Source organism: Aeromonas sp., assembly GCF_051657805.1.
Lineage (GTDB): Bacteria > Pseudomonadota > Gammaproteobacteria > Enterobacterales > Aeromonadaceae > Aeromonas.
This window is the reverse complement of the sequence record NZ_JBOFLJ010000010.1, coordinates 1-26,874: the sequence shown is the minus strand read 5'-3', so window position 1 is coordinate 26,874 and position 26,874 is coordinate 1. Positions and strand designations below refer to the sequence as shown.

Genomic DNA, 26,874 nt, shown 5'->3' with positions numbered 1-26,874 from the left:
CAGTTCCACCAGCGCTGGCAACAGGCCGCCGCCAGCATAGGGGTCAACCCCTTGCACCTCTCCAGCCAGGTGGGGCACAGCTGATGCGGTTCAACACCACTCAGTCCCACCAGCGCTGGCAGCAGGCCGCCGCCAGCATAGGGGTCAACCCCTTGCACCTCTCCAGCCAGGTGGGGCACAGCTGACCTCCCAGAGGGCCTTTGCGGCCCCTATTACTTATTTCGTTTTAAGGAATTCCATGTCATCACGCAGCATCATGGGCTTTGACTACGGCACCAAGAGCATAGGTGTCGCCATCGGTCAGGAGATCACCGGCACAGCCCGCCCCCTGCGCTCCCTCAAGGCCAACGACGGCGTGCCCAACTGGGATGAAATCGAGAAGCTGCTCAAGGAGTGGCAGCCGGATCTGCTGGTGGTGGGCCTGCCGCTCAATATGGATGGCACGGATCAGGAGATCACGGTACGCGCCCGCAAGTTCGGCAATCGCCTGCACGGTCGCTTCGGCAAGCCGGTGGAGTTCAAGGACGAGCGCCTGACCACCACGGACGCCCGCGCCCGCCTGTTCGAGCGCGGCGGCTACAAGGCACTGGACAAGGGTAGCGTGGACGGGGTCTCCGCCCAGCTGATCCTGGAAGCCTGGATGGAAGAGCAGTACGGCTGAGCCCCGGGGCCAGCCATTTCCTGGCCCTTGCGGCTAGGGATGTTTCACCGCTCAGCCCTCATCAACCGCCACACCACCCCATGGAAAGCGGGCGCCTCCCCTCTCCGATGCAAGGCCATAGAGCCGCCTTATCTCGTTGCGCAGCCACATCACCTTGGCATCCTGGTTATGGCGCTTGTGCCACAACAGGATGAAAGAGATCTCCAACTGCACGTAGAGTGCCTCGGTCAGAGGCAGCGGCATGGCGATCAGATTGGCGTGCTGTCTGGCGGCATAACCCGCGCAATAGGAAGGCGCCACCGCGATCAGCTCGTGGCTCGACTGGGAGGCGATATGCAGTGCCTGCTCGAAGCTCGCGACCATGATGGGGACCTGACGATGCAGCCCCTGGTCCTCCAGCAGATCATCGAGGGCCCAGCTGTCGCTGGCCTCCCACACCACGCTGATCTGAGGGCAGGCGAGAAAATGCTCCAGCGACCACTTCTGCTCGAGCAACGGGTGGTCCTTGCGCAGGAACACCACGGGTCTGTCTCTGAACAGCACCTCGTGATCGATGTAGTAGGGCAGCCGGTTGACCCTGGCCTGGGAGCGACCATGGGTCTCCCGGGCACAGAAGCCGAGATCTGCATCCCCGTTGACGATGTCGTTGAGGGAGTGGTGATCCCACCCCAGCATCCTGACCACCGAATTGGGGTATTTCTCATAGATGGTCATGGGCAGTTCGCTCAGGAAACTGATGCCAAAGGGGGACTCCATCGCCAGACTGAAGCGGGCCCCTTCGGGGATCGCCTCGCTGCTCCGGGAGGTGATGCTGTCGGTGAGCTGGAACCAGGCTCTGAGTTCCTCCTCCAGCGTCAGGGAGAGGTTGGTCGGCTGTAGCCCCTGCCGCACCCGCACGAACAAGGGATCCTCAAACCAGTCCCTCAACTTGCCGAGCGACTTGCTCACCGCCGAGGGGGTGACGCAGAGCTTCTTCGCCGCCCCCGCCACGCTGCGCTCCTGCATCAGGTGCTTGAAAACCACCAGCAGGTTCAAATCCAGTTCACCCAGGTTACGCATGTTTCCTCTCACTTATCCCCGCAACCGCGCTTCGCGCACCGCAAGCCATGGTAACAGCACCCTGACGGCCAGGTAACTGAACAGGGCCAGCAACAGGGAGCCGAGCAGCATCTCGGACGGGGTCAATCCCAGATGTCCCGTCAACCAGATATAGAGACCGGAGAGGCTGATCTGCATGATACAGAGCACCGAGCTGGCGAACGCCACATGGTGCTGGCAACCATCCAGCGCCTCCCCCACCGCCACTCCGAAACCGCAGGAGAAACCGACGCAGACCATCGCAAACCCAGGCAGCAGCAACCGGATATCGCCCCCCAGCTGCCAGCAACCGAGCAGCAAAACCATCGCCAACAGATAGGCAAGGTGGGAGAGCGCCAACACCCCGTGCTTGCCGAGCCGGCGCAACAGCAGCGGTGTCAGGAAGGAGGTGGACATGCTCACCCCGGCCATCACCATCATCACGATGGAGTACTGCTCCGCGGTGAAGCCGAATTCCTTCATCAGGATCAGCGGCGAGACACTGACATAGACCAGGATGGCGGTCACGCCAGCACTGGTCAGCAAGGAGAACAACATGAAGTGCGGGGAGCGCAGCAGGGCAAATGGCACAGCCCCACCATTCCCCGGTTGGCGGGCCGGGCGGGTCTCCTTGAGCAGCAGCAGGTTGACCAGGCCGCTGCAGGCGGCCACCAGCGCCATCGCCACGAAGATGCCGCGCCACTCGAAGCGGGCGAGGATGAGGTAGCCGAGCACCGGCGCCAGCACAGGGATGACGCAGATCACCCCGTTGATCATGGAGAGCGCCGTCGCCAGCCGCTCCTGGCTCAGCACATCCCGCAGCACGGTAAAGGTCATGGCGTAGAGCGCGCCGGCCCCGACTCCCTGCCAGAAACGCCCCAGATAGAAGCCGTCGATGCTGGCCGCATTGGCCGCCACCAGCGAGGCGATGACAAAGATGAGGGCGCCCCCCAGCACCACCCGGCGCCGGCCGTAACGATCCGCAATCATGCCTCCCAGCAGCACGGTGGCCGCCATGCCGAACAGATAGATGGAAAAGGCGGTATGGATCTGCGCCTCGCTCGCCTGCAGGGCATCGGCTATCCGGGGCACCGCCACCAGATAGAGGTCGATCCCGACCGGATAGAGGATGATCATCAGGAAACTGCACAGCAGGAAGATACCCATGAATGCTCCATTGAAGAGGGCCCCACCGGCGAAGACGACTTATCGACGACGCAAGGAGGCGAGACCAGGTGAGGATGGGGAGGACTATAGGGGTGAGAGCCGCTCGCACCTAGTGAAGAGATGGCGATCGGTAGATTCCTATTTGGAAATGTTGCGCCTGTCTGGCAATGTTTGCGTGCTGGGTGAGGGTGCAGAGGGCGGGGTCATCGACAGGCACGCCAGTGACCCGGCGTACCTGACTTCATCAAAACAACAACCTCCTCCTTAGTCGGTCAGCTGACTCAGGATGGTGTAAGCCGTTTTGATGCGCACCTCGTTGGGATAGTTGCGATTGGCCAGCATGACGATGCCTATCCCCTTGGCGGGCACAAAGGCCGCGTAGGCGCCAAAGCCATTGGTGGAACCCGTCTTGTTGAACAGGGTGCTGGCCTTGGCCGGGGCGGGCTTGGGCACAGGGGTCACCGGATGGGGCTTTAACACCATGTCGGTGCTGTTGCCGGCCTGCAGGGTCTCGAGGCTGAGCGGGTAGTCATACATCTCCCACCCCAGCCCCTGGGTCATGGCTCCCACCGAATAGAGGCCGGTGTGCGTCAGGGAGATGGCAGCCTGCAGCCGCTCGTTCGGCTGCTTGCCCTTGCTCGCCCCGCTCCTGTTTGCCTCGGCCATATTCGCCTCGACGAACCTGAGCAGATCCCGCGCCGAGGTCTTGATGCCATAGGCCTCGGCGGCCAGCATGCCCGGATTGACCCGGATGGCCTTGTCGCTCTTGTCATAGCCAAAGGCATAGTGCGCCATGGCCGCCTCGGGCACGCTGATATAGGTGTGCGCCAGGCCGAGCTGGGGCAGCAGGGTCTGCTCCATCAGCTGCTCGAAGGAGCGACCCTGACTGCGGGCCGCCAGATGGCCGAACAGCCCTATGCTGGGGTTCGAATACTGGCGATGGGTGCCGGCCGCATAGGCGGGCGACCACTGCCGGTAGTAGGCCTGCATCTTGTCGGCGGTATCCACCTCATCCGGGAACTGCAGGGGCAGGCCGCCGGCGCTGTAGGTCGCGAGCTGCCCCATGGTCACCCGATCAAACGCACTGCCCTTGAGGGCGGGATCCAGCGTGCTCACCCTGTCATCCAGGCGAAAATGGCCGCCGGCGACCCCATAGGCCCCAAGCGTCGCGGTGAGCGTCTTGCTGACCGAGCCTATCTCGAACAGGGTCTGCTCATCGACCCGGACGCCCGCCTCCTTGTTGGCGAGGCCGTAGTGGAAGAGATGGGCCTTGCCATCCTTGAGCAGGGCCACCGCCATCCCCGGGATCCGGTACTGCGCGAGCACGGGCTCTATGGCCGCATCCACCGAGGCCTTGAGCGCCTCCGGCTCGGTGCCGGCCTGGGCCAGACCGGCCCACAGCAACGTGGTCAGGGCCAGCCAGTTCATCCCCTGTCGTTGTTCCATGATCTTCTCCTCATCTATCGGTTTGGATTGCCGCCTCGGCGGCAGGCAGGGCGCCATCCTAAACCGGCTGAGTGTGCTCAATGTGAAGTCCGGATGAAAGGCGATTAGAAACCGCCGCCAGCCATCCGCCAAAAGAAGAGGGGAGCAAACGCTCCCCTCTTTCATTCACACCGAACCCAGCCGCACTCAGGCCTGCTTGTTCTTCGGCGGATTGTCCCAGATCCCCTCTTCCAGCTGGCTGCGCAGCTCGGGATACTTGTTGGCATCGAAGGTGGGCACCCGGCCCAGCTTGAGCTGATCGTTGTAATCCTTGGCCAGCTTGATGGCGACCCCGGAGAGCAGCAGTATGGCCACCAGGTTGACGATGGCCATCATCCCCATGGAGACGTCCGCCAGCGCCCACACGGTCGGCAGCTCGCCCACGGAGCCGAACATCACCATGCCCAGCACGAACATGCGGAACAGCATCAGGCCGCCCTTGTGGTTGTGCTCGAGGAACACCAGGTTGGTCTCAGCGTAGGAGTAGTTCGCGACGATGGAGGTAAAGGCGAAGAAGAAGATGGCCGCGGCGATGAAGATGTTGCCACCGCCCCCGATCTGGGAGGAGAGCGCACGTTGGGTCAGCTCCACGCCGGTCACCCCTGAACCCGGTTCGAACTGGCCGGACATCAGGATAATGGCCGCGGTACAGGTACAGATGACTATGGTGTCGAGGAAGACCCCCAGCATCTGCACATAACCCTGGGAGGCCGGGTGCGGCGGATAAGGCGTGGCGGTGGCGGCGGCGTTCGGGGCCGAGCCCATGCCCGCCTCGTTGGAGAAGAGGCCACGCTTGATGCCGTTGATCATCGCCTGGGAGATGGCATAGCCCATGGCGCCGGAACCCGCCTGCTCGATGCCAAACGCCGACTTGATGATGAGGGAGAACACATGGGGCAGCTCGCCGATGTTCATGATCACCACGAACAGCGCCATCAGGATATAGGCCATCGCCATGAAGGGCACCACCAGCTCGGCGAAGCGGGCGATGCCGCGAATGCCGCCGAAGATGATGAGACCGGAGAGCACCACCAGGGCCAGGCCGCTCACCCAGTCGGGGATGCCGAAGGCCACGTTCATGGCCAGGCTGATGGAGTTCGCCTGCACCGCGTTGAACACCAGACCGAACGCCAGCAGCAGGCAGAGGGAGAAGACCACCCCCATCCAGCGCATGCCGAGGCCGCGCTCCATGTAGTAGGCCGGGCCGCCGCGGTAGTTGCCGTCCTCGTCCTTCACCTTGTAGAGCTGGGCCAGGGTGCTCTCCACGAAGGCGGTGGCCATGCCGATAAAGGCGATCAGCCACATCCAGAAGATGGCGCCAGGGCCACCGAGATAGATGGCAACGGCGACGCCCGCCAGGTTGCCGGTGCCCACACGGGCCGCCAGACTGGTGCACAGTGCCTGGAAGGAGGAGATGCCGGCCTGGTCGGATTTACGGCTGTTGCGCAGTACCGAGAACATGTGGCCGAAGTGGCGAAGCTGGATAAACCCCAGGCGGAACGTGAAGAAGATCCCGACCCCGATGAGCAGGTAGATGAGCACGGCTCCCCACATCAGGTCGTTAATCATTGCGATCAAGGTGTCCATAATTCTCTCGTTGTTGTTATCACATCCATGGCCAGTCTGCGCTGACCGCTCTCTGTCGATTTTGGGTTTAGCTTTTCGCTAAAGGGGCGGAATCTAGCATAGGGAGGCCGCCGGGAATAGTGATTCAGTTCACTACAAAGACAAAAAACGAACGATTTGACCCAATAAAGCTTCATTTAGCACGCAAACTTTCAACAAATTTTGGTGTGCAATCCATCGGCCGACAAATTAGCGCCAAAGGAATACTGGCTGGTCGCAATTCCCCCTTCGGGAGAGACAAATGGAAATGAGGTCTGGAGCGAGGGAGGCAAGCGTTTACCTGTTGGACTGTGGTCGGCGCAAGCTGTAACGCAAAACGTTTTACACGTAATTAAATTTCAAGTGGCTGATGAAAGTATTTATGTGACGGGCTGCACAGATTTGATAATCAACTAAAAAATTTGTATTTATCTGGGCCGGAGCCAGCCGGGATAGTCCCCATTAAAATCACTACTAATCAACTAGTTACCACCTGTTACCCCCTCCCCTTTTCGCAACTGGATGAGAAGCATACACCCCCCCCTATTGCAGGATGCGCCACATCCGTATTAATTAGGCAGGCAATGGCGATGGGCCCCGCCCGTCATGCTTTTCTGAGCCTGAGCCGCCGAGTTCCTGTAATTTTATTTCAGAACGCCCGTCTCACGCCCGCAACCCCTGGGATTGCTCCCGCATAAAGAGATGATATTTGCTATGGCCGATAAATTGACCCAGCTGAAAGCCCTGACCACGGTAGTTGCCGACACCGGCGACATCGAAGCCATCAAGCGCTACCAGCCCATCGATGCCACCACCAACCCCTCCCTGGTGTTGAAGGCATCCGAGATCCCCGAGTATGCGGCACTGATCGACGACGCCATCAGCTGGGCCAAATCCCAGAGCCAGGACAAGGCACAGCAAATCATCGACGCGGGCGACAAGCTGGCGGTCAACATCGGTCTGGAAGTGCTGAAGATAGTTCCGGGTCGCATCTCCACCGAGGTGGACGCCCGTCTCTCCTTCGACACCGCCGCCAGCATCGCCAAGGCCCGCAAGCTGATCCGTCTCTACAACGAAGCCGGCATCACCAACGATCGTATCCTGATCAAGCTGGCCTCCACCTGGGAAGGGATCCGCGCCGCCGAGGTGCTGGAGAAGGAAGGCATCCAATGCAACCTGACCCTGCTGTTCTCCTTCGCCCAGGCCCGCGCCTGTGCCGAAGCCGGCGCTTTCCTGATCTCCCCCTTCGTCGGTCGCATCCTCGACTGGTACAAGGCCAAGCACAACCGTGACTACACCGCGAGCGAAGATCCGGGCGTGGTCTCCGTCACCGCCATCTACGACTACTACAAGCAGCACGACTACCCGACCGTGGTGATGGGTGCGAGCTTCCGCAACACCGGCGAGATCCTGGAACTGGCCGGCTGCGATCGCCTGACCATTGGCCCTGCCCTGCTGGAAGAGCTGAGCAAGGCCGAAGGCACCGTAGTGCGCAAGCTGAACTACACCGGCGAGCGCAAGGCCAAACCGACCCCCATGACCGAAGCCGAGTTCCGCTGGGAGCTGAACCAGGACGCCATGGCCGTCGAGAAGCTGGGCGAAGGCATCCGCATGTTTGCCGTCGATCAGGGCAAGCTGGAAACCATGCTGGCCGGTCGTCTGTAACCAGGGCGGCATCCGGCCCAGCACTCGCCGCCAGACCGCTGTTTTCACACCGAAAACAGAGACCGGCGCCTCGAGACCAGGGGCCGAGCATCCCCGATAAGAACCGGGCTCCCGCGAGGGGGCCCGGTTTTTTTATGGGCCCTTTCCGGTTGTCACGAGCTCGTCACAAAAACGTTTTATTTTCAAAGCCACCGTGTTATACGGATGGTGACAACCATAAAACCAAGGAGGGAGCCATGGACATGTTCAACTTCGATTTTGACGAGGTCGTTGAGCTGGGTTCACGTAGCCGCGGGACATCGGGAAAGAAGCGTAAATGGCGCGAGATCGAGGCGCTCAAAGACAAGCACCGCCTGCAGAAGGAGCTGCAATCCATCGATATCGCCTACGAAGGCTCGGACGAGCTGGAGCTCTGAGCCACGAGCCACGAGCCACCAGACTGGGCCCTAAAACCCCATAACAAAACGCCCCGAACCTGTCGGGGCGTTGTCGTTTCTGGCGGGGATCAGGAGGAGAGGGGCAGTGAGAGCTGCCTGGCCAGGGCCTGGAAGTGCTGGCTCACCTCGGCCCCGAACAGGGGATCGTTTTCCGCCCTGTTGTGCCAGAGCTGCTCCAAGTGGCGCCAGTCATCCTCGGTCAGGGAGTCCCTCAGATGGGGGAAGATCACCCCCTCCTCATAGTTCATGTGAGCCTCCTGCTGCTCGATGAACTGCTCCAGCCGCGCGGTGAACTGATCCAGCGGGATGACCGCATCCATCAGGATCATCTCCACCATCTCCTTGAGCTCGGTGCCCGCTTCCAGCAGTTTGGCGTGCTCCTCATGCAGGCGGTTCGCCACCTCCCCCTCCACCACCCGGTATTTCAGGTAGTAGTCGTAGATCATGTCTTCCTTGGGATGGTGATACTTGTCGGACACCTCCCGCAGATAATCCACCACGTCCCGGATCAGGAAGTAACTGATGGGCTGTTCGCCGCGAATGGCGACCAGCTTGTACTTCAACAGCTGCAGCAGCTTGGCGATGTTGAGGTGATCCTTGTGCAAACTGGATAACATGGGCACTCCTTGCGCTCGGTAGATAAAGGTTCTGTCTCGAGTATACGGTCATTTATTGCGCCAACTTTGCACTCAATCAAATCTGGCGCAGACAGTTTTCCCTCCTTTACCTCAACACCAAGCCCGGATCCCGGCACCCAACCCGCCAGAAATGGGCCGCCACGGGCCCGCGGATGCAATCATCCGGCGAGCGCCATCAGCCCGCGGTGGACGCATCGCAGACCGAGAGCCAGTCGATGGGTTCCTTGCCCTGACCCGCCAGCAGCCGGTTGGTCTCGGAGAAGTGGCCGCAGCCGATGAAGCCGCGGTGGGCGGAAAGCGGGCTCGGGTGCGGCGCGCTCAGCACGTGGTGACGCTGGCGGTCGATGAAGCGCCCCTTCTTCTGGGCATGGGCCCCCCACAACAGGAAGACCACCCCCTCGCAGCTGGCGTTGACCTGCTCGATGACCCTGTCGGTGAAGGTCTCCCAACCGAGATGCGCATGGGAGTGGGCCATGCCCGCCTGCACCGTCAGCACCGTATTGAGCAGGAGCACCCCCTGTGTGGCCCAGGACTCCAGGAAGCCGTGGTTTGGCGTGACAAATCCTGGCAAGTCCCGCTGCATCTCCTTGTAGATGTTGACCAGAGAGGGGGGCGTGCGCACCCCGGGCAGCACGGAGAAACAGAGACCGTGGGCCTGGTTCGGGCCGTGATAGGGATCCTGGCCCAGGATCACCACCTTGACCCTATCCAGCTCGGTCAGCTTGAAGGCGTTGAACACCTCGGTGGCGGGGGGATAGATCACCTTGCCCGCCTCCCGCTCACTCCTGACGGTCGCCAGGGTGGCCTTGAAATAGTCCTGCTCCTTCTCGGATCCAATCACATCTGTCCAGGTCAGCACACCACTCTCCTCTTGAATACCCCAATACCAGATCCCCGCCCTCGGGGTCGAATTCCACAACGCACGGGCGCAGGGTTCGCCCCAGAGGCAACGAGGGGCCCAGAATAGGGGCCAAGGCAGGCGGACGCAACCGTGCCCGAGCCGTAGAGACCCCGATCAGGCGGGACAGCCCCCTCTACACCGGAATCCATCTGCCCGAATCCACCTGATTAAACGATGCATTAACCATGAACTTATCCTTTTTATCGATGCATCCTGGCCCCGATACGTCCTCTCACCCAGGTTTCGGCCGCCTCGCCGGCCATTCTAGCCATCGCAGGCCTCATCCCGGCAGCGGCAAAGCTGAAAGATGTAGTTAAATCACTAGATTTACCGATTATAAAATGCATAATTTATATATCTTACGAAATCATGAAAATGAGAGATTTTTGATTAACCTCAATAATTTAATCCTCTCAAGACTCATCTATCCGACTATTTTTTGATTTAGATCAATTTTCGTATTATTACACTCGTGATATATATGACCCCAACGAAGCAAAGGTGTAAGGCAAGGCCCCTTTAAATCATCCATTCAACGAGGTGGTTTAAAAACATCAGGGGTATCTCCTTACCAATGAAATCCCTTCCTATGAGGAGTCATACCATGATCAAGGGCATCCAAATCACCCAGTCCGCCAACGCCGCTCTGCTGAACTCTTTCTGGCTGCTGGACGAAGAGAAACAACAGGCTCGCTGCATCTGCGCCAAGGGCGACAGCTTCGCCGCCGACCAGGAAGTAGCCCTGTCTGATCTGGGTCAGTTCGAATACCGTGAGCTGCCGGTTCAGCAAGAACCCGTGGTGGAAGGTGGTCAGCACCTGAACGTCAACGTGCTGCGCCGCGAGACCCTGGAAGACGCCATCGCCAATCCGGAAAAATACCCGCAGCTGACCATCCGCGTCTCCGGTTACGCAGTGCGCTTCAACGCCCTGACCCCGGAACAGCAGCGTGACGTGGTCACCCGCACCTTCACCCAGAGCCTGTAATCGCCTCTGCAGTGACAACAAAAAACGGCCCACGAGGGCCGTTTTTTTATGGGTGATGACCAGCGCGCCATCTCCCTAGCCGTGCTGCTCGACGCTCTGCACGGCGGTAGGCTTGGCCAGCGCCGCCTGCATCTGCCCCTCGTCCAGCTGATCGCAGTAGCGGGCCACCACCAGGGTCGCCACCCCGTTGCCGATGAGGTTGGTCAGGGCCCGTGCCTCCGACATGAAGCGATCGATCCCCAGGATCAGCGCCAGCCCGGCCAGCGGCAGGTGCCCCACCGCCGAGATGGTGGCCGCCAGCACGATGAAGCCGCTGCCGGTGACCCCGGCCGCCCCCTTGGAGGAGATGAGCAGCACCACCAGCAGGGTGATCTGGTGGAACAGATCCAACGGGGTATTGGTGGCCTGGGCGATGAAGACGGCGGCCATGGTCAGGTAGATGGAGGTACCGTCCAGGTTGAAGGAGTAACCGGTCGGGATCACCAGGCCCACCACCGACTTCTTGCAGCCGAGCGCCTCCATCTTCACCAGCATGCGCGGCAGGACGGACTCTGACGAGGAGGTTCCGAGCACAATCAAGAGCTCCTCCCGGATATAGGCAATAAAGCGCAAGATACTGAAACCATTGGCCTTGGCGATGCTACCGAGCACCAGGAATATAAACAGCAAGCAGGTCAGATAGAAGCTGGCAATAAGTTGTCCGAGCTGGACCAGGGAGCCGATTCCATATTTCCCTATGGTGAAGGCCATGGCACCGAATGCACCCACAGGCGCCAATTTCATGATCATGTTGATGATCCCGAAAATAACCTGGGAGAAGCTGTCCACCATATTGAAGATCAGTTTTCCCTTCTCGCCGATATGGTGCAAAGAGAAGCCAAACAGCACCGCAAATAACAGCACCTGCAGAATATTGCCGCTGGCGAAGGCGCCGATCACGCTGGCCGGGATCACGTCCAGCAGGAAGGGGATGATGCCCTGTGACTTCGCCTGTTCCGCATAGGCCGAGATGGCGCTGGCATCCAGGGAGGCGGGATCCACATTCATGCCGGCCCCGGGTTGCAGCAGGTTCACCACGCACAGGCCGATGACCAGCGCCAGGGTGCTCACCACCTCGAAGTAGACCAGGGCGATGGCCCCCGTCTTGCCCACCGCCTTCATGCTCTCCATGCCGGCGATACCGGTCACCACGGTGCAGAAAATAACGGGGGCGATGATCATCTTGATTAATTTCACGAAGCCATCGCCAAGGGGTTTCATATCGGCACCCAGGCTCGGATAGAAGTGTCCCAACAATACCCCTATGGTGATGGCCAATATCACCTGAAAGTAGAGGCTGCTTAATATTTTCTTGTGCATGCTCAACGTCCTGTTAATTAATTGACACGGGCGATGGCAAAAAACGCGTGCAGGAATCCGCGGCGAGATAGTTAACTCATCTCACCCGGTTCATGCCATTTCGCCATTCCAACGGCGGCACTTTCACACGTTATAAGAATCAATTTAGCGACATCAATCACACAACATATTTAACATCATTAACACCACGACAACCTCGGTATAGTTGGTCAATGATTTATTTGGGGCTTTATTGAGGACCTATTAGATATAAAGACAAATATAAAGGCGGATATAAAAATGCCCCGCATGGCGGGGCATTGTTAAGCAAGGGACCCCTTGGGATCAGGCCGAGGTATCCAGCGGCTCGAACCCCTTGATGAGATCGTCGATGGCCTTCATCTGCTTGAGGAAGCCTTCCAGCTTGTCCAGGGGCAGGGCGCTCGGACCGTCGCAGCGGGCCACTTTCGGATCCGGGTGGGATTCGATAAACAGGCCCGCCAGGCCCACCGCCATGCCGGCACGGGCCAGCTCGGTCACCTGATCACGGCGACCACCGGAGGCGGCCCCCAGGGGATCCCGGCACTGCAGGGAGTGGGTCACATCGAAGATGACGGGATAGCCACCCGTGGTCTTCTTCATCACCCCCAGACCCAGCATGTCCACCACCAGGTTGTCGTAACCGAAGTTGGCACCGCGCTCGCACAGGATCAGGCGATCGTTGCCGCACTCCTCGAACTTGTCGGTGATGTTCTTCATCTGGCTCGGGCTCAGGAACTGGGGCTTCTTGATGTTGATGACGTTGCCGGTGCGGGCCATGGCCTCCACCAGATCGGTCTGGCGCGCCAGGAAGGCGGGCAGCTGGATGACGTCGACCACCTCGGCCACCGGCTTGGCCTGGTGTACCTCGTGCAGATCCGAGATGACCGGCATGCCGAAGGTCGCCTTCAGCTCCTGGAAGATCTTCATCCCCTCTTCCAGACCCGGCCCACGGTAGGAGTGGATGGAGGAGCGGTTCGCCTTGTCCCAGCTCGCCTTGAACACGAAGGGAATGCCAAGCTTGGTGGTCACCTCGACATACTTCTCGCACACGGCCATCGCCATGTCGCGAGACTCCAGCACATTCATGCCGCCAAACAGCACGAAGGGCTTGTCGTTGGCCACATTGATGTCGTTGATCTTGATATTTTTCTGTTCCATCTCAGCATCCTTAAGTGAAGGGGCTTCCCCGGGTCCCTCAATGGAGGGGCTTGGGGCTCAGATCCAGGGCGGCCAGCTGTGTCTTCAACACGTCCGCCACAGGATCGTCCGGGCATTGTTCAATAAAGTATTCGAAATCGTCGGCCGCGAAGCGGGGGCAGTCCAGCTGCTCGTAGATGAAGCCCCGATCCCGTGTCTCCAGGGGATCCCCGGGCTTCATGCGCAGCAACAGCTCGCTGCAGCGCAGCGCCTCCGTCATCCGCTCCTCCCGCAGCAAGGCGCCCTTGCTGACGTTGAGCAGTCGCTCGATGATCTCCCACTGGCCGGAAGGCTGCAGCAGATCGTCGCTCAGGGTCGCGAGGTTGCCGAGGGCACCGCGCAGCAGCAGCTCGATGCGGTGCAGGCTCAGCTCGTCGCCGTTGAAGGGGTCCACATAGACCTCTCCCTCGCTGCCGGCGAAGCTCACCAGGAAGTGGCCAGGGAAGCATATCCCCTCCACGTCCAGGCCAATCTTGCGGCCCAGCTGGATGATGAGGATGCCCAGGCTCACCGGGATGCCCTTGCGGCGCGTCAGCACCTGGGCGAGATCGCAGTTCGCGCTCGAGAAGTAATCCTGCCAGTCCCCCTTGAACCCCAGGGTCTGGTAGAAACCGGCAAGCAACTGGCGGCGCACCTCGTCGCAGTTGCCTTCGACAATCGCCTCGTCCAGCCAGCCATCGAGCCAGGCCAGCTGTGCCTCACCGCCCCGGCTGCCCCCCTGGATCTCGTCGCTGACGCACAGCGCCAGCTCGGCCAGATCATGAGCCTCGAAGTCGGTCCATTCATCCACACGCATCATCTTCGTCATTCCTAGCCGAACAGGCTGGCCTGTTTCAGGACAGCGAGCTTGGCGATAAAGAAGATCCACCCCAGGGCCCCCAGGAAGGCAAACCAGCGGATGGCATTGCTGCGCGCCAGACGCAGCGCCATCATGGCCAGAAACGCCACCACTAGGATGGCGGTCAGCTTCTCGCTGAGCCAGGGGGTACCATTGTTGAGGGGATTGAGATCCAGCACCATGCACAGCAGCACGCCAGAGAGTATGACCAGGCCGTTCAACCAGCCCGTCAGCTTCATGATCTGGCCGCTGTAGGCACGGCCGGAACCGGTCTGCACCCAGTAAAACCGCAGCATAAACATCAGCACCGCCGCCGCGATCAGCACCAGGTGCAGGTGTTTGAGAGCAAAATACATCACTTGTCCTTACCAATGTGTGAATCGGGCGCCGGCTCCCCGGGCCATTGCCCCAGGCTCACCCTGTCGTTATCCCCGTAATCCCGTACCGTGGCTACCTGAAGGTAGCCCTGTTGCAGCAGGAGTTGACGCACCGCGTCCCCCTGCTCCCAACCGTGCTCCAGCAGGAGCCAGCCACCGGGCAGCAGATGGGCCGGCGCCTGCCCTACGATAAGCCGGATGTCCGCCAGCCCCTGCTCGTCCGCCACCAGGGCGGAGCGGGGTTCGAAGCGCACGTCCCCCTCATCAAGATGGGGATCCGCCCCGTCGATATAGGGGGGATTGGAGACGATCATCGCAAAGCGCGGCGCCCCCTCTCGCAGGGGCTCGAACCAGCTGCCGTCCCGCACCTCGATGGGCAACCCCAGGGCTGCGCTGTTGTGGCGCGCCAGGGCGGCCGCCGCCGGCATCCTGTCCACCGCCCAGACATCGGTATCGGGCCGCTCCGACTTGAGCGCCAGGGCGATGGCCCCGGTACCCGTACCGAGATCCAGCAGGGCGCAAGGGCCGACTGGCAGGCGTGCCAGCGCCTGCTCCACCAGCACTTCTGTGTCCGGGCGCGGGATCAGGGTCGCCGGGCTCACCTTGAGGGGCAGGGACCAGAACTCCCGCTCACCGACGAGGTGGGCGATGGGCTCCCCCGCGAGGCGGCGTTCGAGCCAGCCTTGCAGGGTGGCTTGCTGGCCCGCATCGAGCTCGCGCTCCGGCCAGGTCATCAGGTAGCTGCGTCGGCAGTCCAGCAGGTGGCAGAGCAGGGCGTCGGCATCGGCGCGGGGGGACTCCCCCCCGGCCAAGACCGTCATGATATGGGTTCGAGCCTGCTGAATCTGCATCAGCCGTTGTCTGCCAGGGAGGCGAGCTGATCCGCCTGGTATTCCTGCACCAGCGGCGTGATCACGCAGTCCAGATCCCCCTCCAGGATCTCGCCGAGGCGATAGAGGGTGAGGTTGATGCGGTGCTCGGAGAGGCGTCCCTGGGGATAGTTGTAGGTGCGGATGCGCTCGGAGCGGTCGCCGGAGCCCACCAGGTTGCGGCGGGTGCTCTGCTCGGCGGCGCGGTGGCGCTCATCCTCGGCCGCCTGCAGGCGGGCGGAGAGCACGGACATCGCCTTGGCGCGGTTCTTGTGCTGGGAGCGCTCGTCCTGACACTCCACCACCAGACCGGTGGGCAGGTGGGTGATGCGGATGGCGGAGTCCGTCTTGTTGACGTGCTGACCACCGGCCCCGGAGGCGCGGAAGGTGTCTATCTTCAGCTCGGACGGGTTGATCTCGATCTGCTCGGCCTCCGGCACTTCCGGCAGCACGGCCACGGTACAGGCTGAGGTGTGCACCCGGCCCTGGGATTCGGTCTCCGGTACCCGCTGCACCCGGTGGCCGCCGGACTCGAACTTGAGGCGGCCGTAGACGCGCTCGCCGTCCACCTTGGCGATCACCTCCTTGTAGCCACCGTGCTCGCCATCGTTGCAGCTGACGATGGAGACGCGCCAGCCCTGGCGCTCGGCGTAGCGGGAATACATGCGGAACAGGTCCCCCGCGAAGATGGCCGCCTCGTCGCCACCGGCGCCGGCGCGGATCTCCAGATAGCAGTTGTTGTCATCCTTGGGATCCTTGGGCAGCAGCATCACCTGCAGTGCCTGCTCCTGCTCCTCGAAGGCGGCCTTGGCGAGCGGCAGCTCCTCCTGGGCCATCTCCCGCAGATCGGCGTCATCCTCCTCCAGCATCAGCCGAGTGGTCTCCAGGTCCCCTTCGGCCTGGCGGAAGCGCTGGAAGGCCTGGACTATGTCTTCGAGCTGGGCATATTCCCGGGTCAGGGCACGGTATCTGTCCTGATCCGAGGCCACGCCGGGTTCGCCGAGCAGGGCCTGTACTTCTTCGTGGCGCTCGATGAGGCCTTCCAGCTTTCTGATCAATGACGGGTTCATGACTCTTGTTTCTCGATAATTCGGGTTCTGGATGGGGGAAGGGACGGCAGACGGGCCAGCCCCTGAGCTATGACTCTTGTGACAATCCCAGTACCTGGCGCAACTGGGACAGCTTGTGGGCATCCCCCTGAGAAGCGGCCTGACGCAGGGCCTGGGTCGGTGCGTGGATCAACTTGTTGGTGAGGCGGTGCGCCATGGCCTTGAGCGCCTGCTCGGCGCTCTCGCCCTGCTGCAGGGCCAGCAAGGCCCGTTGCAGCTCCTCGTCGGCCACCTGTTGGGACTGGTGGCGATAATCGCGGATGAGGTCCACCGAGTGCAGGCTGCGATACCAGCCCATGAAGTCGTCGCGCTCTTCCTGCACGATGAGCTCGGCCTCGGCGGCGGCCCGTTTACGGGTCTCGAGGTTCTGCTCGATGATCCCCTGCAGATCGTCCACCGTGTAGAGGTAGGCGTCCGGCAGCTCGTCCACTTCGGCCTCGATGTCCCGCGGCACGGCGATGTCCACCAGGAACATGGGCTTGAAGCGGCGCGCCTTGAGGGCCCGCTCCACCATGCCCTTGCCGATGATGGGCAATGGGCTCGCGGTGGAGCTGATGACGATGTCCGCCTCGTGCAGGTAGTCCGGGATCTCCTCCAGAGTCATCACCTGGGCACCGAACTCCTCGGCCAGCAGCTGGGCCCGCTGCAGGGTACGGTTTGCCACCATCATCTGGGTGACGTTCTGCTCCCGCAGATGACGGGCCACGAGTTCGATGGTCTCACCGGCACCCACCAGCAGCACCTTGGTCTGGGAGAGATCGGAGAAGATGCGCCGCCCCAGGCTCACGGCGGCGAAGGCCACCGACACGGCGCTGGCGCCGATCTCGGTGTCGGTACGCACCCGCTTGGCCACGGAGAAGGATTTCTGGAACAGTCGCTCCAGCGAACCTTTGACCGCCTCGGCCTGCTGGGCATGGGCGTAGGACTGCTTGATCTGCCCCAGGATCTGGGGCTCCCCCAACACCAGGGAGTCCAGGCCGCAGGCGACCCGCATCAGGTGACGTACTGCCTCCTCGTCCTGGTGCCGGTAGATGGCGGAGACCACCTCGGTCGCATCCAGCTTGTGGAAGCGCTGCAGCCAATGCAGCACCTGCTCCCCCTCCCCCTGCTCCAGGCTGCAGTACAGCTCGGTTCGGTTGCAGGTGGAGACGATCACCGCCTCGCTGACGCCGGGCTGCTCCACCAGCTCACGCAGGGCGCGATCGATGCAGTCCGGGCCAAAGGCGACCCGTTCCCGCAAGGCGACACTGGCGGTGTTGTGGTTGATTCCGAGGGCAAGCAGACTCATGAGTGGGTGGCGATCATTTCGTGCACAGGGTGTAGAGGCCGTCAATTGTACGAGAAAGGGTAAGTCTTTAAAAGCGATACGGCCGCCCCTTATACTGTGGCAAATTCCTTCTCCGGAGCCTGACCTTGTTCTTGCGCATCTTCTCTCTCGCCTGCCTGCTGGTGCTGGCCGGCTGTACCACCACCTCCCCCCAGCGGGATCAGGTCAACTGGCAACAGGAGCGAGCCCGCCTCGAGCGCCTCGATCACTGGCAGCTATCGGGCAAGATGGCCATCATCACCGCCCAGCAGAAGGGCAGCGCCCGCCTCAACTGGCAGCAGGACGGTGACGACTATCGCCTCAACCTCACCAGCCTCATCGGCACCCATATCCTGGAGCTCTCCCGCACCAGGGGCGAGGTCACGCTCATAGACAATGAGGGCAAGACCCACCAGAGCCAAGACGCCGAGGCACTCATCTACCAGCTCACCGGCTGGAACATCCCGGTGCAGGGGCTGCCCGAATGGATCAAGGGCCTGCCCGGCCAGGCCAAGTTCGAGCTCAACCCCGACGCCAGCCTGGCCAGCGTGCGAGACGGCCAGTGGCAGATCGTCTACGGCGACTACCGGGATCAGGCCGGCTATCGCCTGCCCCACCTGCTGACCATGACCGGCCAGGGTAGCCGCCTCAAGCTGCAGATCAACCAGTGGAACCTGATGCCATGATGGCCGGCTCAGCGCAGGCGCAGCTGCCGACCCTCCGCTGGCCCGCCCCGGCCAAGCTGAACCTCTTCCTGCACGTCAATGGCCGCCGCCCGGACGGTTATCACGAGCTGCAGACTCTGTTCATCTTCCTCGACCACGGCGACTGGCTGGAGTTCGAGCCGCTCGAAGGCACGGATTTGCTCACCCTGAGCCCCGCCATCCCGGGGGTGCCCGACGAGCAGAACCTCATCATCCGCGCCGCCCGCCTGCTGCAGGCCTGGCTGCCGAGCCCGCAAGGTGCTCATATCCGGCTGGAGAAGGTGCTGCCCATGGGGGGCGGCATCGGTGGCGGCTCCTCGGATGCGGCCACCACCCTGGTGGCCCTGAATCATCTCTGGCAGGCGGGTTTGAGCGAAGATGAGCTGGCAGAGCTCGGGGTACAACTCGGCGCCGACGTGCCCGTGTTCGTGCGCGGACGGGCCGCCTTCGCGGAGGGGGTGGGTGAGCGGCTGCAGCCGGTCGAGGTGCCATCGGCCTGGTATCTGGTACTCAAGCCCGATTGCCATGTGGCGACGGCCGCCGTGTTCCAGGATCCGGATCTGCCGAGAAATACCCCCAAGATGGCATTGCACAACCTGCTGGACGGGGAGTGGAAAAACGATTGCGAGTCGCTGGTGAAAAAGCGCCACCCCGAGGTTGCCAATGCGCTCGGCTGGTTGCTAGAATACGCGCCGTCAAGAATGACGGGCACTGGAGCCTGCGTCTTTGCTCAATTTAAAGACGAAGTGGCTGCTCGGAAGGTGTTGGCAAAGGTGCCGGAAGGCTGGGATGGGTTTATCGCCAAGGGCGAGAACATATCACCACTCTTCGTCACTTTGCAACAAGTCAGTGATTGGGGTATCGCCAAGCGGTAAGGCAGCGGGTTTTGATCTCGCCATCCCTAGGTTCGAATCCTAGTACCCCAGCCATTCTCTTGGTGAATGAGACAGGCAATCGATGACGGTCCGGACAGTGTGAACAGACATTCTCCCCAAACCGCCCGCTTTTGCCCCTGCCCCATCACCAATGGCTGACTGCACCCCAGGCCGGTGACAGCCTGTGGCGACCTCGCCCGTCAACGCTATGAATCGTTTGCCAAAGAACGATATGGGTCCAAAAGACCCTCCACAAACTGGATGCAACCCCGAGGTTTCAAACCGTGCCTGACATGAAGCTGTTTGCTGGTAACGCAACGCCGGAACTAGCCCAGAAGATCGCAGATCGCCTGTTTATCAAACTCGGCAATGCTGCCGTAGGTCGCTTTAGCGACGGCGAGATCAGCGTACAGATCAACGAGAATGTACGTGGTGGCGATATCTTCATCATTCAATCCACCTGTGCCCCGACCAATGACAATCTGATGGAATTGATCGTCATGGTGGATGCACTGCGTCGTGCTTCAGCTGGCCGTATTACTGCCGTAATCCCCTACTTTGGTTATGCCCGTCAGGACCGCCGCGTCCGCTCCGCCCGTGTGCCCATCACCGCCAAGGTCGTCGCCGACTTCCTCTCCAGCGTGGGTGTGGACCGTGTGCTGACCGTTGACCTGCATGCCGAGCAGATCCAGGGCTTCTTCGACGTCCCGGTGGACAACGTGTTCGGCAGCCCAGTGCTGCTGGAAGACATGATGTCCAAAAATCTCGAATCCCCCGTGGTTGTATCGCCGGACATCGGCGGCGTGGTCCGTGCCCGTGCCATCGCCAAGCTGCTGGATGACACCGACATCGCCATCATCGACAAGCGTCGTCCCCGCCCGAACGTCTCCCAGGTCATGCACCTGATCGGTGACGTGGCCGGCCGCGACTGCATCATCGTCGATGACATGATTGATACCGGCGGCACCCTGTGCAAGGCGGCCGAAGCCCTGAAAGAGCGTGGCGCCAAGCGTGTGTTCGCCTATGCGACTCACCCCGTCTTCTCCGGCTCCGCCGTGGAAAACATCAAGAATTCGGTCATCGATGAGCTGATCATCACCGACTCCATCCCGCTCACCGCCGAGATGAAAGCCGTCGGCAAGGTCAAGCAACTGACCCTGTCCACCGTGCTGGCCGAAGCCATTCGCCGTATCAGCAACGAAGAGTCCATCTCTGCCATGTTTGAGCATTGATAGACCCCGTTGTGACAAAAACCGCCAACTGGCGGTTTTTGTCTTTTTAGCTCCCCCGGTATTGCCCTGCCCCGGCAGGTTAAGGATTGTCCATGAAGTGCCCCCGTCTTCTGCTTGTTTTCCCGCTCTGTGCCCTGCTCTCTGCCTGCCTGCCCGGCAAGGAGAGCTCTCCCTTCACCCTGACCCTAGCGCACATGAACGACACCCACTCCCAGTTCGATCCGGCCAACGCCGAGTTCAAGGGCACCATCTTCGACAAGTCGGAGAGCGACACTCTCTACACCCGCATCGGCGGCTACCCTCGCCTGCTCACCATGGCCAAGGCCTACCAGGCCGAGGCGCTGGCCAAGAATGAACCCCTGCTGCTGCTGCACGGTGGCGACGCCTGGCAGGGCAGCGGCTACTTCAAGCTCAACGAGGGGATGGCCAACGCCGAGCTGCTGAGCCAGTTCGGCCTCGACGCCATGGCCCTTGGCAACCACGAGTTCGATCTCGACAACCAGAAGCTGGCCCGCTTCATCCAGGGGGTGAACTTCCCTGTGCTCGCCGCCAACCTGGATGCCAGCAACGACGAGGATCTCGCCCGGGCCGACAACCTCAAGCCCTTCGTGGTCTACGCCTTCGAGGGCAACCAGAAGAGCCCGGTCCCGGATCTCAACCAGCTGCCCAAGGGCAAGCAGCTGGTCGCCGTCATGGGGCTAGTGCTGGAGGACATGGCCAACATCTCCCCCAACGTGGGTGAGCTCCATTTTCGCAAGGAGGTCGAAGCGGCCCAGGCCACGGTGGATCTGTTGCAGGCCAAGGGGATCAACCAGATCGTCGCCCTGACCCACATCGGCAACGCCCGGGATCTGGCCCTCGCCGCCGAGGTGAACGGGTTGGACGCCATCGTCGGCGGCCACTCCCACAGCCTGCTCGGCGACTTCACCAACGTCGGCTGGGGCAACACGGGGGAATACGCGGCCCTTATCACCAACCCGGACGGGGTCGGCCTCACCTGTGTGGTGCAGGCGGGCTCCTACGCCCAGGCCATCGGCCGCGCCCGCGTCAGCTTCGACGGCCATGGCCGGGTCATCGGCTGCAAGGGCAAGAACCAGCTGCTGGCGAGCCGCGACTTCTTCGCCGACCCCGCCCGTACCCAGCCGCTGGACAAGGCCCGCAGCCGACAGGCGAGCAAGTTTGTCGATGCCCAGCCGAATCTGGTGGCGGTGGATGAGGATCCGCGTCTGCGCGGCCTCATCGACAGCCACTTCAAGCCGGCCCTGGACAAGGCGTTCGGCCCCGTCATCGCCACCCTGCCGGCGGCGCTGCAAAACGCCCGCCGCCCGGGGGACAACGGCAGCGACAGCCACGGCTCGGACGTCGCTCCCCTGGTGGCCGAGGGACAATATTATTGGGCCAACACCCCGGCGGTGCAGGCCCTGACCGATGGCCCGGTGGACTTCGCCCTGCTGGCGGTGGGGGGCGTGCGCGCCGACCTGCCCGCCGGTGAGCTGCGGGAGGGGGATCCCGCCCTCACCCTGCTGCCGTTCAAGAATCCCCTCAGCGTGCTGACCCTCTCCGGTGCCGACGTGCGGAGCCTACTAACCGAGACCATCACCGCCACCCTGCCCGCCAGCGCCCACGCCGGCAAGTTCCCCTATGGCGGGCACCTGCGCTACCGCTTCACCGAGACGGTGGCGGGCAAGCGCGGCACCCTGAACCAGTTGCAATGGCAGGGGGTCGATGGGCAGTGGCAGGATGTCGTGGATAGCCAGCGCTACAAGGTGGTGACGAACGCCTACAGCGCCAACGGCAACGACGGCTGGCAGGCGCTGGCCCGCGCCCAGGCGCAGCACGCCGAGCGGGTGGACCTCGCCTGGGTCGATGGCAAGCTCACCGCCTTCCCTGTGCTAAAGGTGGAGCAGAACGGCGCCCAGCTGAACGCCCGCTACGCGGAAGGCCAGGCATTGGATTGCAAGGCCAAGGGCGTGGATTGCGGCACGGACGCGGCCTCCTTCGTGCAGTACGTGAAGGAACAGCGCCCGACCCTGACGGCCCTCGGCGAGGAGACGGTCACCCTGCTGCGAGCCCAGTGACGGGCGCCCGGGAGGATTACAGACACGGGCTCTGACAGGGCCCGTTTTTTCTCCTGTTTGCCGCCCTGTCAGCCCTAATTCCCCACCTGGCCTGCACTTTGGTTGAGTGATCGCCACTCGGCGGCTAGAATATTGCGTCCCATTGCCCTGGGCCATCGGTTGATGGCGCCCAGCAGTGCAACTAGCGAGTGAAGACATCAAGCGTGACGAATCAAATCAAACTGATTGTCGGGCTGGGTAATCCCGGCCCCGAATACGCCAAGACCCGCCACAACGCGGGGGCCTGGTATGTGGAGCAGCTGGCCCGCTGGCACAACGTCAGCCTGCGCGAAGAGCCCAAGTTCTTCGGCCACACCGCCCGCATCCTGGTGGAGGGGCAGGATGTGCGCCTGCTCATCCCGAATACCTATATGAATCTCTCCGGCAAGGCCGTGGCGGCGCTGGCGCGCTTCTACCAGATAGCCCCGGAAGAGATCCTGGTGGCCCACGATGAACTGGACCTGCCTCCCGGCATCGCCAAGTTCAAGCAAGGGGGCGGTCACGGCGGTCACAACGGCCTGAAAGACATCATCGCCAGGATGGGCAACAACAATAACTTCTTCCGCCTGCGTCTGGGGATAGGTCACCCCGGCGCCAAGGATCTGGTGGCCGGCTTCGTGCTGACCAAGGCCCCCAGCAGTGAACAGAGCCTGATCGAGGCCGCACTGGACGAGTCCCTGCGCGCCACCGACGTGTTGTTCAAGCAGGACATGACCAAGGCCATGAACCGGCTGCACAGCTTCAAGGCCGAGAAAGTCTGAATACGGATACCTGGCAAGTGTCAGGATCACACAATATGACAGGGTCGCCCCCGCGGCCCCCACAACAAGGTAACAATCCATGGGTTTTAAATGCGGTATCGTGGGCCTGCCCAATGTAGGCAAATCCACCCTGTTCAATGCGCTGACCAAGGCCGGCATCGAAGCCGCCAACTTCCCGTTCTGCACCATTGAACCGAACACGGGTGTGGTCCCCATGCCGGATCCCCGTCTCGACGCCCTGGCGGCCATCATCAACCCCCAGCGCGTGGTGCCGACCACCATGGAATTCGTGGACATCGCCGGCCTGGTGGCGGGCGCCTCCAAGGGTGAGGGTCTGGGCAACCAGTTCCTGGCCAATATCCGCGAGACCGAGGCCATCGGCCACGTGGTGCGCTGCTTCGAAGACGAGAACATCGTCCACGTCGCGGGCAAGGTCTCCCCGGCCGACGACATCGAGGTGATCAATACCGAGCTGGCCCTGTCGGATCTGGACGCCTGCGAGCGCGCCATCAACCGTCAGTCCAAGCGCGCCAAGGGCGGTGACAAGGACGCCAAGCTGGAAGTGGAAGTGCTGGAGAAGATCAAGGTGGCCCTGGAAAACGGCCAGATGATCCGTGGCATGAAGCTGGACAAGGACGAGCTGGCCGCCGTTGCCCACCTCAACTTCCTGACCTTGAAGCCCACCATGTACATCGCCAACGTGGCGGAAGACGGTTTCGAGAACAACCCCTTCCTGGACAAGGTGCGTGAGATCGCCGCCGCCGAGAACGCCGTCGTGGTCGTGGTCTGCTGCGCCATCGAGGCGGACATCGCCGAGCTGGACGACGAAGATCGCGCCGAGTTTATGGCAGATCTGGGCATCGAAGAGCCGGGTCTGAACCGGGTGATCCGCTCCGGTTACGAGCTGCTGAACCTGCAGACCTACTTCACCGCCGGGGTGAAGGAAGTGCGCGCCTGGACCATTCCGGTCGGTGCCACCGCGCCGCAGGCCGCCGGCAAGATCCACACCGACTTCGAGAAGGGCTTCATCCGTGCCCAGACCATCGCCTTCGACGACTTCATCACCTACAAGGGTGAGCAGGGCGCCAAGGAAGCGGGCAAGATGCGCGCCGAAGGGAAGGACTACATCGTCAAGGATGGCGATATCATGAACTTCCTGTTCAACGTCTAACGACGCCGCCATCTAGAGGGGTATCGCCAGCCGGCATGCCCCTCAGCGATGCAAAAAGCCCGTCCAATCCTGGACGGGCTTTTTATTGCAATCAAAAACGCGGCGAGATGGCTGCCTGAAAAGTCATACATAACGCAAATTCCACATTGGCAATATAAACGCCAACCAAAGACGCGCCATTTCGGTTCAAAACGCCGAGCCATTTATAGGAAACGCCCTCGCCCGCAATCAGGGGCGCATCCAGGCGCTGCCAAACTGCACATAGACGGCGGATCCCTCCCGGCTCCAGGCCAGATCCAGCCCCATGTGCAGGCCGTACTTGCGCGCTATCTCGTAACGCACGCCGACTCCCCCCGCCACCACGCTGCGCTCGTCGAACAGGGCGCTGCCCGAGTCGCCAAACCCCTTGCCCACCCCGCCAAAGCCCACCAGGCTGTAGCGATCCCAAACGGGCCACAGAAGCTCGGCTTCCAGTTGCGCCACCCTCTGCCCCTGATAACGCATGGCGGGTACCCCGCGCAGGGAGACATAGGGAGACATATAGAAGGGGGTATCGCCGGCGTTGCCGCTCAGGGAGCCGTTGATCCCGAGGCTGGCCCGGCGCGGCAGGGGCACGTACTGGATGCCGGTCAAGGCATAGCGGGTGAAATCGAGATCGCTGCCAAGACCCGGCGCGAAGAGGGTGGCGCTGGCCTCCAGATAACTGCCCGCCCTCGGGGTGAAGATGTTGTCGCGGCTGTCGTGGGTGAAACTGGCGCCGAGGCCGCTGATGCGCCGCTCCCGATCGCTCTGGGGCAACACCATGGGCGAGTCGAAGGTGGCCTTGGTATCGGCGAGCAGGTAACTCAGCCCCAGCCAGCTGTCGCTCTCCCCCAGCCGGTAGCGCCCCCGCACCAGGCCGCCGGTGAGATCCAGGGTATAGGAGTAAGCACGCGGCTCCCCGCCACCCAGCCCGCGCCCGTAATAGTCGAGGTTCAGGCTGGTCTTGATGGCCCCCAGATGGGTATTCAACCTGTTGTCGAGCCAGTAGCGCAGATCGCCGCCAAAGTAACCGCGCGTCCCGTTTTCCGTCCCCAGCCCGCCGACAAGGGTGATGTTGGGGCGGTTGAAGCCGCTGCCGGGATCCGGCCTGTCGATAAAGGCCAGGGCACCGACCGCCCCCAGCCCCAGGGCCGGCTCGGTGATGGGGATCACCACGGGCATGAAGCCATAGGCCTGGTCGATGAAGCGGCTCACATCCAGCCTGCCATCGTCACCGCGGATCAGGGAGGGAGCAGGCTGGCCCGCGCCGAGAGTACTGGCGTTGGCGGCGCTGGCAGTCTCTGTCCCCTCCTCCCGTGCCTCGTTCTTCTGCTCCTTGCCCACCACACTGGCGGTCTGGGTTGCTGGCGGGCTGGCGGCGGCCAGCGCCAGTCCGGACGTCAGCATCATCGCCAACAGGCGGATGAACAACACAGGCAGGCAGAGTCCCGCCTTCAACCAAGACTCATAGCCGGACGCCGGCAACAGAGCACCGGGCTTTTTCAATCCAGAGCTGTTTTTGTGCAACGGAAGACCTCTTCTTATGGGGATTTGGCCCCGTCGGGCCCGGCCCCTCGGCGTCATCAGCCGGGGCATGCCCAGAAAACCGTCGGGCGGCGCAGGAATATGGAGAGCAATCGCTCAAAAAATCGCTGCCGAATAAAGCAACAAGCTGATTTTAGATGATATTTAATGACCGGATTGCACCGATGTTCACCCTTTGGCCGCCCGCCAGGCCCTCTCTGAATGGGCACCTGTGCCCCCCGATTTTACGTTTGATCGGCCCTCGCCGGTCGCCAAGATCCGCGAATTGTTGGGGTTTTGTTCAATACGGGCGAAGAAGTCGCCAAACACACTGCTTTTGCGCTTTTCAGGGGAAAAAAGGGTTGACGCCCCAGAGCCAGATACGCATAATTCCGGCCGCACAGTGATGAGGCAACGACTCACTGGAAGCAAGGTTGGCTATGTAGCTCAGTTGGTTAGAGCATCGCACTCATAATGCGGGGGTCACAGGTTCGAATCCCGTCATAGCCACCATCTCAAGTTGGGGTATCGCCAAGCGGTAAGGCAGCGGGTTTTGATCTCGCCATCCCTAGGTTCGAATCCTAGTACCCCAGCCATTTTTAAAGATGTTGGACAGTCTCTGTCGGGCATCGCTGTTGGGGTATCGCCAAGCGGTAAGGCAGCGGGTTTTGATCTCGCCATCCCTAGGTTCGAATCCTAGTACCCCAGCCATTTTTCTGTTCTCTTCCACTCAGGTGGTCGATAACAACGGCTATGTAGCTCAGTTGGTTAG

24 protein-coding genes, 4 tRNA genes and 1 pseudogene are annotated in these 26,874 nt (G+C 61.8%); 15 read left to right on the top strand and 14 right to left on the bottom strand.

Annotated features, from left to right (window positions below):
• Window positions 1–98: 98 nt before the first annotated feature.
• Together ACRCYW_RS02840 and ruvX are read left to right on the top strand one after the other, a co-directional pair.
• A pseudogene (locus ACRCYW_RS02840) lies at window positions 99–185 on the top strand (YqgE/AlgH family protein); the annotation flags it as partial.
• Between the two features lie 53 nt (window positions 186–238).
• Window positions 239–661 carry a Holliday junction resolvase RuvX gene (gene ruvX / locus ACRCYW_RS02835; RefSeq protein ID WP_438548671.1) on the top strand — a complete coding sequence of 141 codons (423 nt, stop codon included), beginning with the start codon at window positions 239–241 and terminating at the stop codon, window positions 659–661.
• A gap of 51 nt (window positions 662–712) precedes the next feature.
• Here ruvX and yidZ read toward each other — a convergent pair whose 3' ends face one another.
• The 4 genes from yidZ to ACRCYW_RS02815 all read right to left on the bottom strand — a co-directional run bounded on the left by yidZ (window position 713) and on the right by ACRCYW_RS02815 (window position 5,977).
• Window positions 713–1,720, bottom strand: coding sequence for an HTH-type transcriptional regulator YidZ (gene yidZ, locus ACRCYW_RS02830; protein WP_438548670.1), 1,008 nt, complete (start codon window positions 1,718–1,720; stop codon window positions 713–715).
• A gap of 12 nt (window positions 1,721–1,732) precedes the next feature.
• Window positions 1,733–2,905: an MdtL family multidrug efflux MFS transporter gene (locus ACRCYW_RS02825; RefSeq protein WP_438548669.1), complete on the bottom strand. Its 1,173-nt coding sequence runs from the start codon at window positions 2,903–2,905 to the stop codon at window positions 1,733–1,735.
• A gap of 264 nt (window positions 2,906–3,169) precedes the next feature.
• Window positions 3,170–4,351: a class C beta-lactamase gene (gene ampC, locus ACRCYW_RS02820; protein ID WP_438548668.1), complete on the bottom strand. Its 1,182-nt coding sequence runs from the start codon at window positions 4,349–4,351 to the stop codon at window positions 3,170–3,172.
• Window positions 4,352–4,537: 186 nt separating this feature from the next.
• Window positions 4,538–5,977: an alanine/glycine:cation symporter family protein gene (locus ACRCYW_RS02815; RefSeq protein WP_438548667.1), complete on the bottom strand. Its 1,440-nt coding sequence runs from the start codon at window positions 5,975–5,977 to the stop codon at window positions 4,538–4,540.
• A gap of 732 nt (window positions 5,978–6,709) precedes the next feature.
• Here ACRCYW_RS02815 and tal point away from each other — a divergent pair.
• Together tal and ACRCYW_RS02805 are read left to right on the top strand one after the other, a co-directional pair.
• The gene (gene tal, locus ACRCYW_RS02810; protein ID WP_438548666.1) at window positions 6,710–7,660 is read left to right on the top strand and encodes a transaldolase; all 951 of its coding nucleotides are present in this window, start codon (window positions 6,710–6,712) and stop codon (window positions 7,658–7,660) included.
• Window positions 7,661–7,896: 236 nt separating this feature from the next.
• Complete coding sequence (locus ACRCYW_RS02805; protein WP_438548665.1) at window positions 7,897–8,076, top strand: DUF3545 family protein; 180 nt, start codon at window positions 7,897–7,899, stop codon at window positions 8,074–8,076.
• Window positions 8,077–8,165: 89 nt separating this feature from the next.
• Here ACRCYW_RS02805 and ACRCYW_RS02800 read toward each other — a convergent pair whose 3' ends face one another.
• Together ACRCYW_RS02800 and ung are read right to left on the bottom strand one after the other, a co-directional pair.
• On the bottom strand, window positions 8,166–8,714 hold the full coding sequence (locus ACRCYW_RS02800; protein WP_438548664.1) for a hemerythrin domain-containing protein: 549 nt from the start codon (window positions 8,712–8,714) through the stop codon (window positions 8,166–8,168).
• Between the two features lie 196 nt (window positions 8,715–8,910).
• Window positions 8,911–9,594, bottom strand: coding sequence for a uracil-DNA glycosylase (ung, locus tag ACRCYW_RS02795; RefSeq protein ID WP_438548663.1), 684 nt, complete (start codon window positions 9,592–9,594; stop codon window positions 8,911–8,913).
• Window positions 9,595–10,240: 646 nt separating this feature from the next.
• Between ung and grcA the strand changes: the two genes are divergently transcribed.
• Complete coding sequence (gene grcA, locus ACRCYW_RS02790; protein WP_438548662.1) at window positions 10,241–10,621, top strand: autonomous glycyl radical cofactor GrcA; 381 nt, start codon at window positions 10,241–10,243, stop codon at window positions 10,619–10,621.
• Window positions 10,622–10,696: 75 nt separating this feature from the next.
• Here grcA and ACRCYW_RS02785 read toward each other — a convergent pair whose 3' ends face one another.
• The 7 genes from ACRCYW_RS02785 to hemA form a co-directional block, all read right to left on the bottom strand.
• Entirely contained in the window at window positions 10,697–11,980 is a 1,284-nt protein-coding gene (locus ACRCYW_RS02785) for a dicarboxylate/amino acid:cation symporter (RefSeq protein WP_438548661.1), read from the bottom strand.
• A 324-nt stretch (window positions 11,981–12,304) separates the two neighbouring features.
• Window positions 12,305–13,159: a 3-deoxy-8-phosphooctulonate synthase gene (gene kdsA, locus ACRCYW_RS02780; RefSeq protein WP_438548660.1), complete on the bottom strand. Its 855-nt coding sequence runs from the start codon at window positions 13,157–13,159 to the stop codon at window positions 12,305–12,307.
• A 37-nt stretch (window positions 13,160–13,196) separates the two neighbouring features.
• Window positions 13,197–13,997 (bottom strand): SirB1 family protein, encoded by an 801-nt coding sequence (locus ACRCYW_RS02775; RefSeq protein ID WP_438548659.1) that lies wholly within the window; start codon window positions 13,995–13,997, stop codon window positions 13,197–13,199.
• An 11-nt stretch (window positions 13,998–14,008) separates the two neighbouring features.
• Complete coding sequence (locus tag ACRCYW_RS02770; RefSeq protein ID WP_438548658.1) at window positions 14,009–14,392, bottom strand: SirB2 family protein; 384 nt, start codon at window positions 14,390–14,392, stop codon at window positions 14,009–14,011.
• Complete coding sequence (prmC, locus tag ACRCYW_RS02765; protein ID WP_438548657.1) at window positions 14,392–15,264, bottom strand: peptide chain release factor N(5)-glutamine methyltransferase; 873 nt, start codon at window positions 15,262–15,264, stop codon at window positions 14,392–14,394. Before prmC ends, ACRCYW_RS02770 begins: the two co-directional genes overlap by 1 nt.
• The gene (gene prfA, locus ACRCYW_RS02760; protein ID WP_438548656.1) at window positions 15,264–16,352 is read right to left on the bottom strand and encodes a peptide chain release factor 1; all 1,089 of its coding nucleotides are present in this window, start codon (window positions 16,350–16,352) and stop codon (window positions 15,264–15,266) included. The genes prmC and prfA overlap by 1 nt, the downstream gene beginning before the upstream one ends.
• A gap of 67 nt (window positions 16,353–16,419) precedes the next feature.
• On the bottom strand, window positions 16,420–17,679 hold the full coding sequence (hemA, locus tag ACRCYW_RS02755; protein WP_438548655.1) for a glutamyl-tRNA reductase: 1,260 nt from the start codon (window positions 17,677–17,679) through the stop codon (window positions 16,420–16,422).
• 119 nt (window positions 17,680–17,798) lie between these two features.
• Between hemA and lolB the strand changes: the two genes are divergently transcribed.
• The 7 genes from lolB to ychF all read left to right on the top strand — a co-directional run bounded on the left by lolB (window position 17,799) and on the right by ychF (window position 24,557).
• On the top strand, window positions 17,799–18,383 hold the full coding sequence (lolB, locus tag ACRCYW_RS02750) for a lipoprotein insertase outer membrane protein LolB (protein WP_438549018.1): 585 nt from the start codon (window positions 17,799–17,801) through the stop codon (window positions 18,381–18,383).
• A 23-nt stretch (window positions 18,384–18,406) separates the two neighbouring features.
• Window positions 18,407–19,276 carry a 4-(cytidine 5'-diphospho)-2-C-methyl-D-erythritol kinase gene (gene ispE / locus ACRCYW_RS02745; protein ID WP_438549017.1) on the top strand — a complete coding sequence of 290 codons (870 nt, stop codon included), beginning with the start codon at window positions 18,407–18,409 and terminating at the stop codon, window positions 19,274–19,276.
• Window positions 19,256–19,330, top strand: a tRNA-Gln gene (locus tag ACRCYW_RS02740). The genes ispE and ACRCYW_RS02740 overlap by 21 nt, the downstream gene beginning before the upstream one ends.
• Before the next feature lie 230 nt (window positions 19,331–19,560).
• On the top strand, window positions 19,561–20,508 hold the full coding sequence (locus tag ACRCYW_RS02735; RefSeq protein WP_349918973.1) for a ribose-phosphate pyrophosphokinase: 948 nt from the start codon (window positions 19,561–19,563) through the stop codon (window positions 20,506–20,508).
• 92 nt (window positions 20,509–20,600) lie between these two features.
• Entirely contained in the window at window positions 20,601–22,586 is a 1,986-nt protein-coding gene (locus tag ACRCYW_RS02730; RefSeq protein ID WP_438548654.1) for a bifunctional metallophosphatase/5'-nucleotidase, read from the top strand.
• Between the two features lie 203 nt (window positions 22,587–22,789).
• Window positions 22,790–23,386 carry an aminoacyl-tRNA hydrolase gene (gene pth / locus ACRCYW_RS02725; protein ID WP_438548653.1) on the top strand — a complete coding sequence of 199 codons (597 nt, stop codon included), beginning with the start codon at window positions 22,790–22,792 and terminating at the stop codon, window positions 23,384–23,386.
• A 79-nt stretch (window positions 23,387–23,465) separates the two neighbouring features.
• The gene (gene ychF, locus ACRCYW_RS02720; RefSeq protein WP_438548652.1) at window positions 23,466–24,557 is read left to right on the top strand and encodes a redox-regulated ATPase YchF; all 1,092 of its coding nucleotides are present in this window, start codon (window positions 23,466–23,468) and stop codon (window positions 24,555–24,557) included.
• 228 nt (window positions 24,558–24,785) lie between these two features.
• Here the strand turns inward: ychF and ACRCYW_RS02715 are convergent, their stop codons facing one another.
• Window positions 24,786–26,036 (bottom strand): BamA/TamA family outer membrane protein, encoded by a 1,251-nt coding sequence (locus tag ACRCYW_RS02715; RefSeq protein WP_438548651.1) that lies wholly within the window; start codon window positions 26,034–26,036, stop codon window positions 24,786–24,788.
• 502 nt (window positions 26,037–26,538) lie between these two features.
• On the opposite strand from ACRCYW_RS02715, the gene ACRCYW_RS02710 reads away from it, so the two are divergent.
• The 3 genes from ACRCYW_RS02710 (at window position 26,539) to ACRCYW_RS02700 (ending at window position 26,813) form a co-directional block, all read left to right on the top strand.
• Window positions 26,539–26,615, top strand: a tRNA-Met gene (locus ACRCYW_RS02710).
• A gap of 8 nt (window positions 26,616–26,623) precedes the next feature.
• Window positions 26,624–26,698, top strand: a tRNA-Gln gene (locus ACRCYW_RS02705).
• A gap of 40 nt (window positions 26,699–26,738) precedes the next feature.
• Window positions 26,739–26,813, top strand: a tRNA-Gln gene (locus ACRCYW_RS02700).
• Window positions 26,814–26,874 lie beyond the last annotated feature (61 nt).

What these genes read in the sequence shown, in the direction of transcription:
- tal (WP_438548666.1), top strand. Translation starts at nt 6,710, where the DNA reads ATGGCCGATAAATTGACCCAGCTGAAAGCCCTGACCACGGTAGTTGCC.
- ampC (WP_438548668.1), bottom strand. Translation starts at nt 4,351, where the DNA reads ATGGAACAACGACAGGGGATGAACTGGCTGGCCCTGACCACGTTGCTG.
- ACRCYW_RS02770 (WP_438548658.1), bottom strand. Translation starts at nt 14,392, where the DNA reads ATGTATTTTGCTCTCAAACACCTGCACCTGGTGCTGATCGCGGCGGCG.
- ACRCYW_RS02805 (WP_438548665.1), top strand. Translation starts at nt 7,897, where the DNA reads ATGGACATGTTCAACTTCGATTTTGACGAGGTCGTTGAGCTGGGTTCA.
- kdsA (WP_438548660.1), bottom strand. Translation starts at nt 13,159, where the DNA reads ATGGAACAGAAAAATATCAAGATCAACGACATCAATGTGGCCAACGAC.
- ACRCYW_RS02775 (WP_438548659.1), bottom strand. Translation starts at nt 13,997, where the DNA reads ATGATGCGTGTGGATGAATGGACCGACTTCGAGGCTCATGATCTGGCC.
- ACRCYW_RS02730 (WP_438548654.1), top strand. Translation starts at nt 20,601, where the DNA reads ATGAAGTGCCCCCGTCTTCTGCTTGTTTTCCCGCTCTGTGCCCTGCTC.
- ACRCYW_RS02815 (WP_438548667.1), bottom strand. Translation starts at nt 5,977, where the DNA reads ATGGACACCTTGATCGCAATGATTAACGACCTGATGTGGGGAGCCGTG.
- yidZ (WP_438548670.1), bottom strand. Translation starts at nt 1,720, where the DNA reads ATGCGTAACCTGGGTGAACTGGATTTGAACCTGCTGGTGGTTTTCAAG.
- hemA (WP_438548655.1), bottom strand. Translation starts at nt 17,679, where the DNA reads ATGAGTCTGCTTGCCCTCGGAATCAACCACAACACCGCCAGTGTCGCC.
- prmC (WP_438548657.1), bottom strand. Translation starts at nt 15,264, where the DNA reads ATGCAGATTCAGCAGGCTCGAACCCATATCATGACGGTCTTGGCCGGG.
- ACRCYW_RS02800 (WP_438548664.1), bottom strand. Translation starts at nt 8,714, where the DNA reads ATGTTATCCAGTTTGCACAAGGATCACCTCAACATCGCCAAGCTGCTG.
- ruvX (WP_438548671.1), top strand. Translation starts at nt 239, where the DNA reads ATGTCATCACGCAGCATCATGGGCTTTGACTACGGCACCAAGAGCATA.
- ychF (WP_438548652.1), top strand. Translation starts at nt 23,466, where the DNA reads ATGGGTTTTAAATGCGGTATCGTGGGCCTGCCCAATGTAGGCAAATCC.
- prfA (WP_438548656.1), bottom strand. Translation starts at nt 16,352, where the DNA reads ATGAACCCGTCATTGATCAGAAAGCTGGAAGGCCTCATCGAGCGCCAC.
- ACRCYW_RS02785 (WP_438548661.1), bottom strand. Translation starts at nt 11,980, where the DNA reads ATGCACAAGAAAATATTAAGCAGCCTCTACTTTCAGGTGATATTGGCC.
- grcA (WP_438548662.1), top strand. Translation starts at nt 10,241, where the DNA reads ATGATCAAGGGCATCCAAATCACCCAGTCCGCCAACGCCGCTCTGCTG.
- ACRCYW_RS02825 (WP_438548669.1), bottom strand. Translation starts at nt 2,905, where the DNA reads ATGGGTATCTTCCTGCTGTGCAGTTTCCTGATGATCATCCTCTATCCG.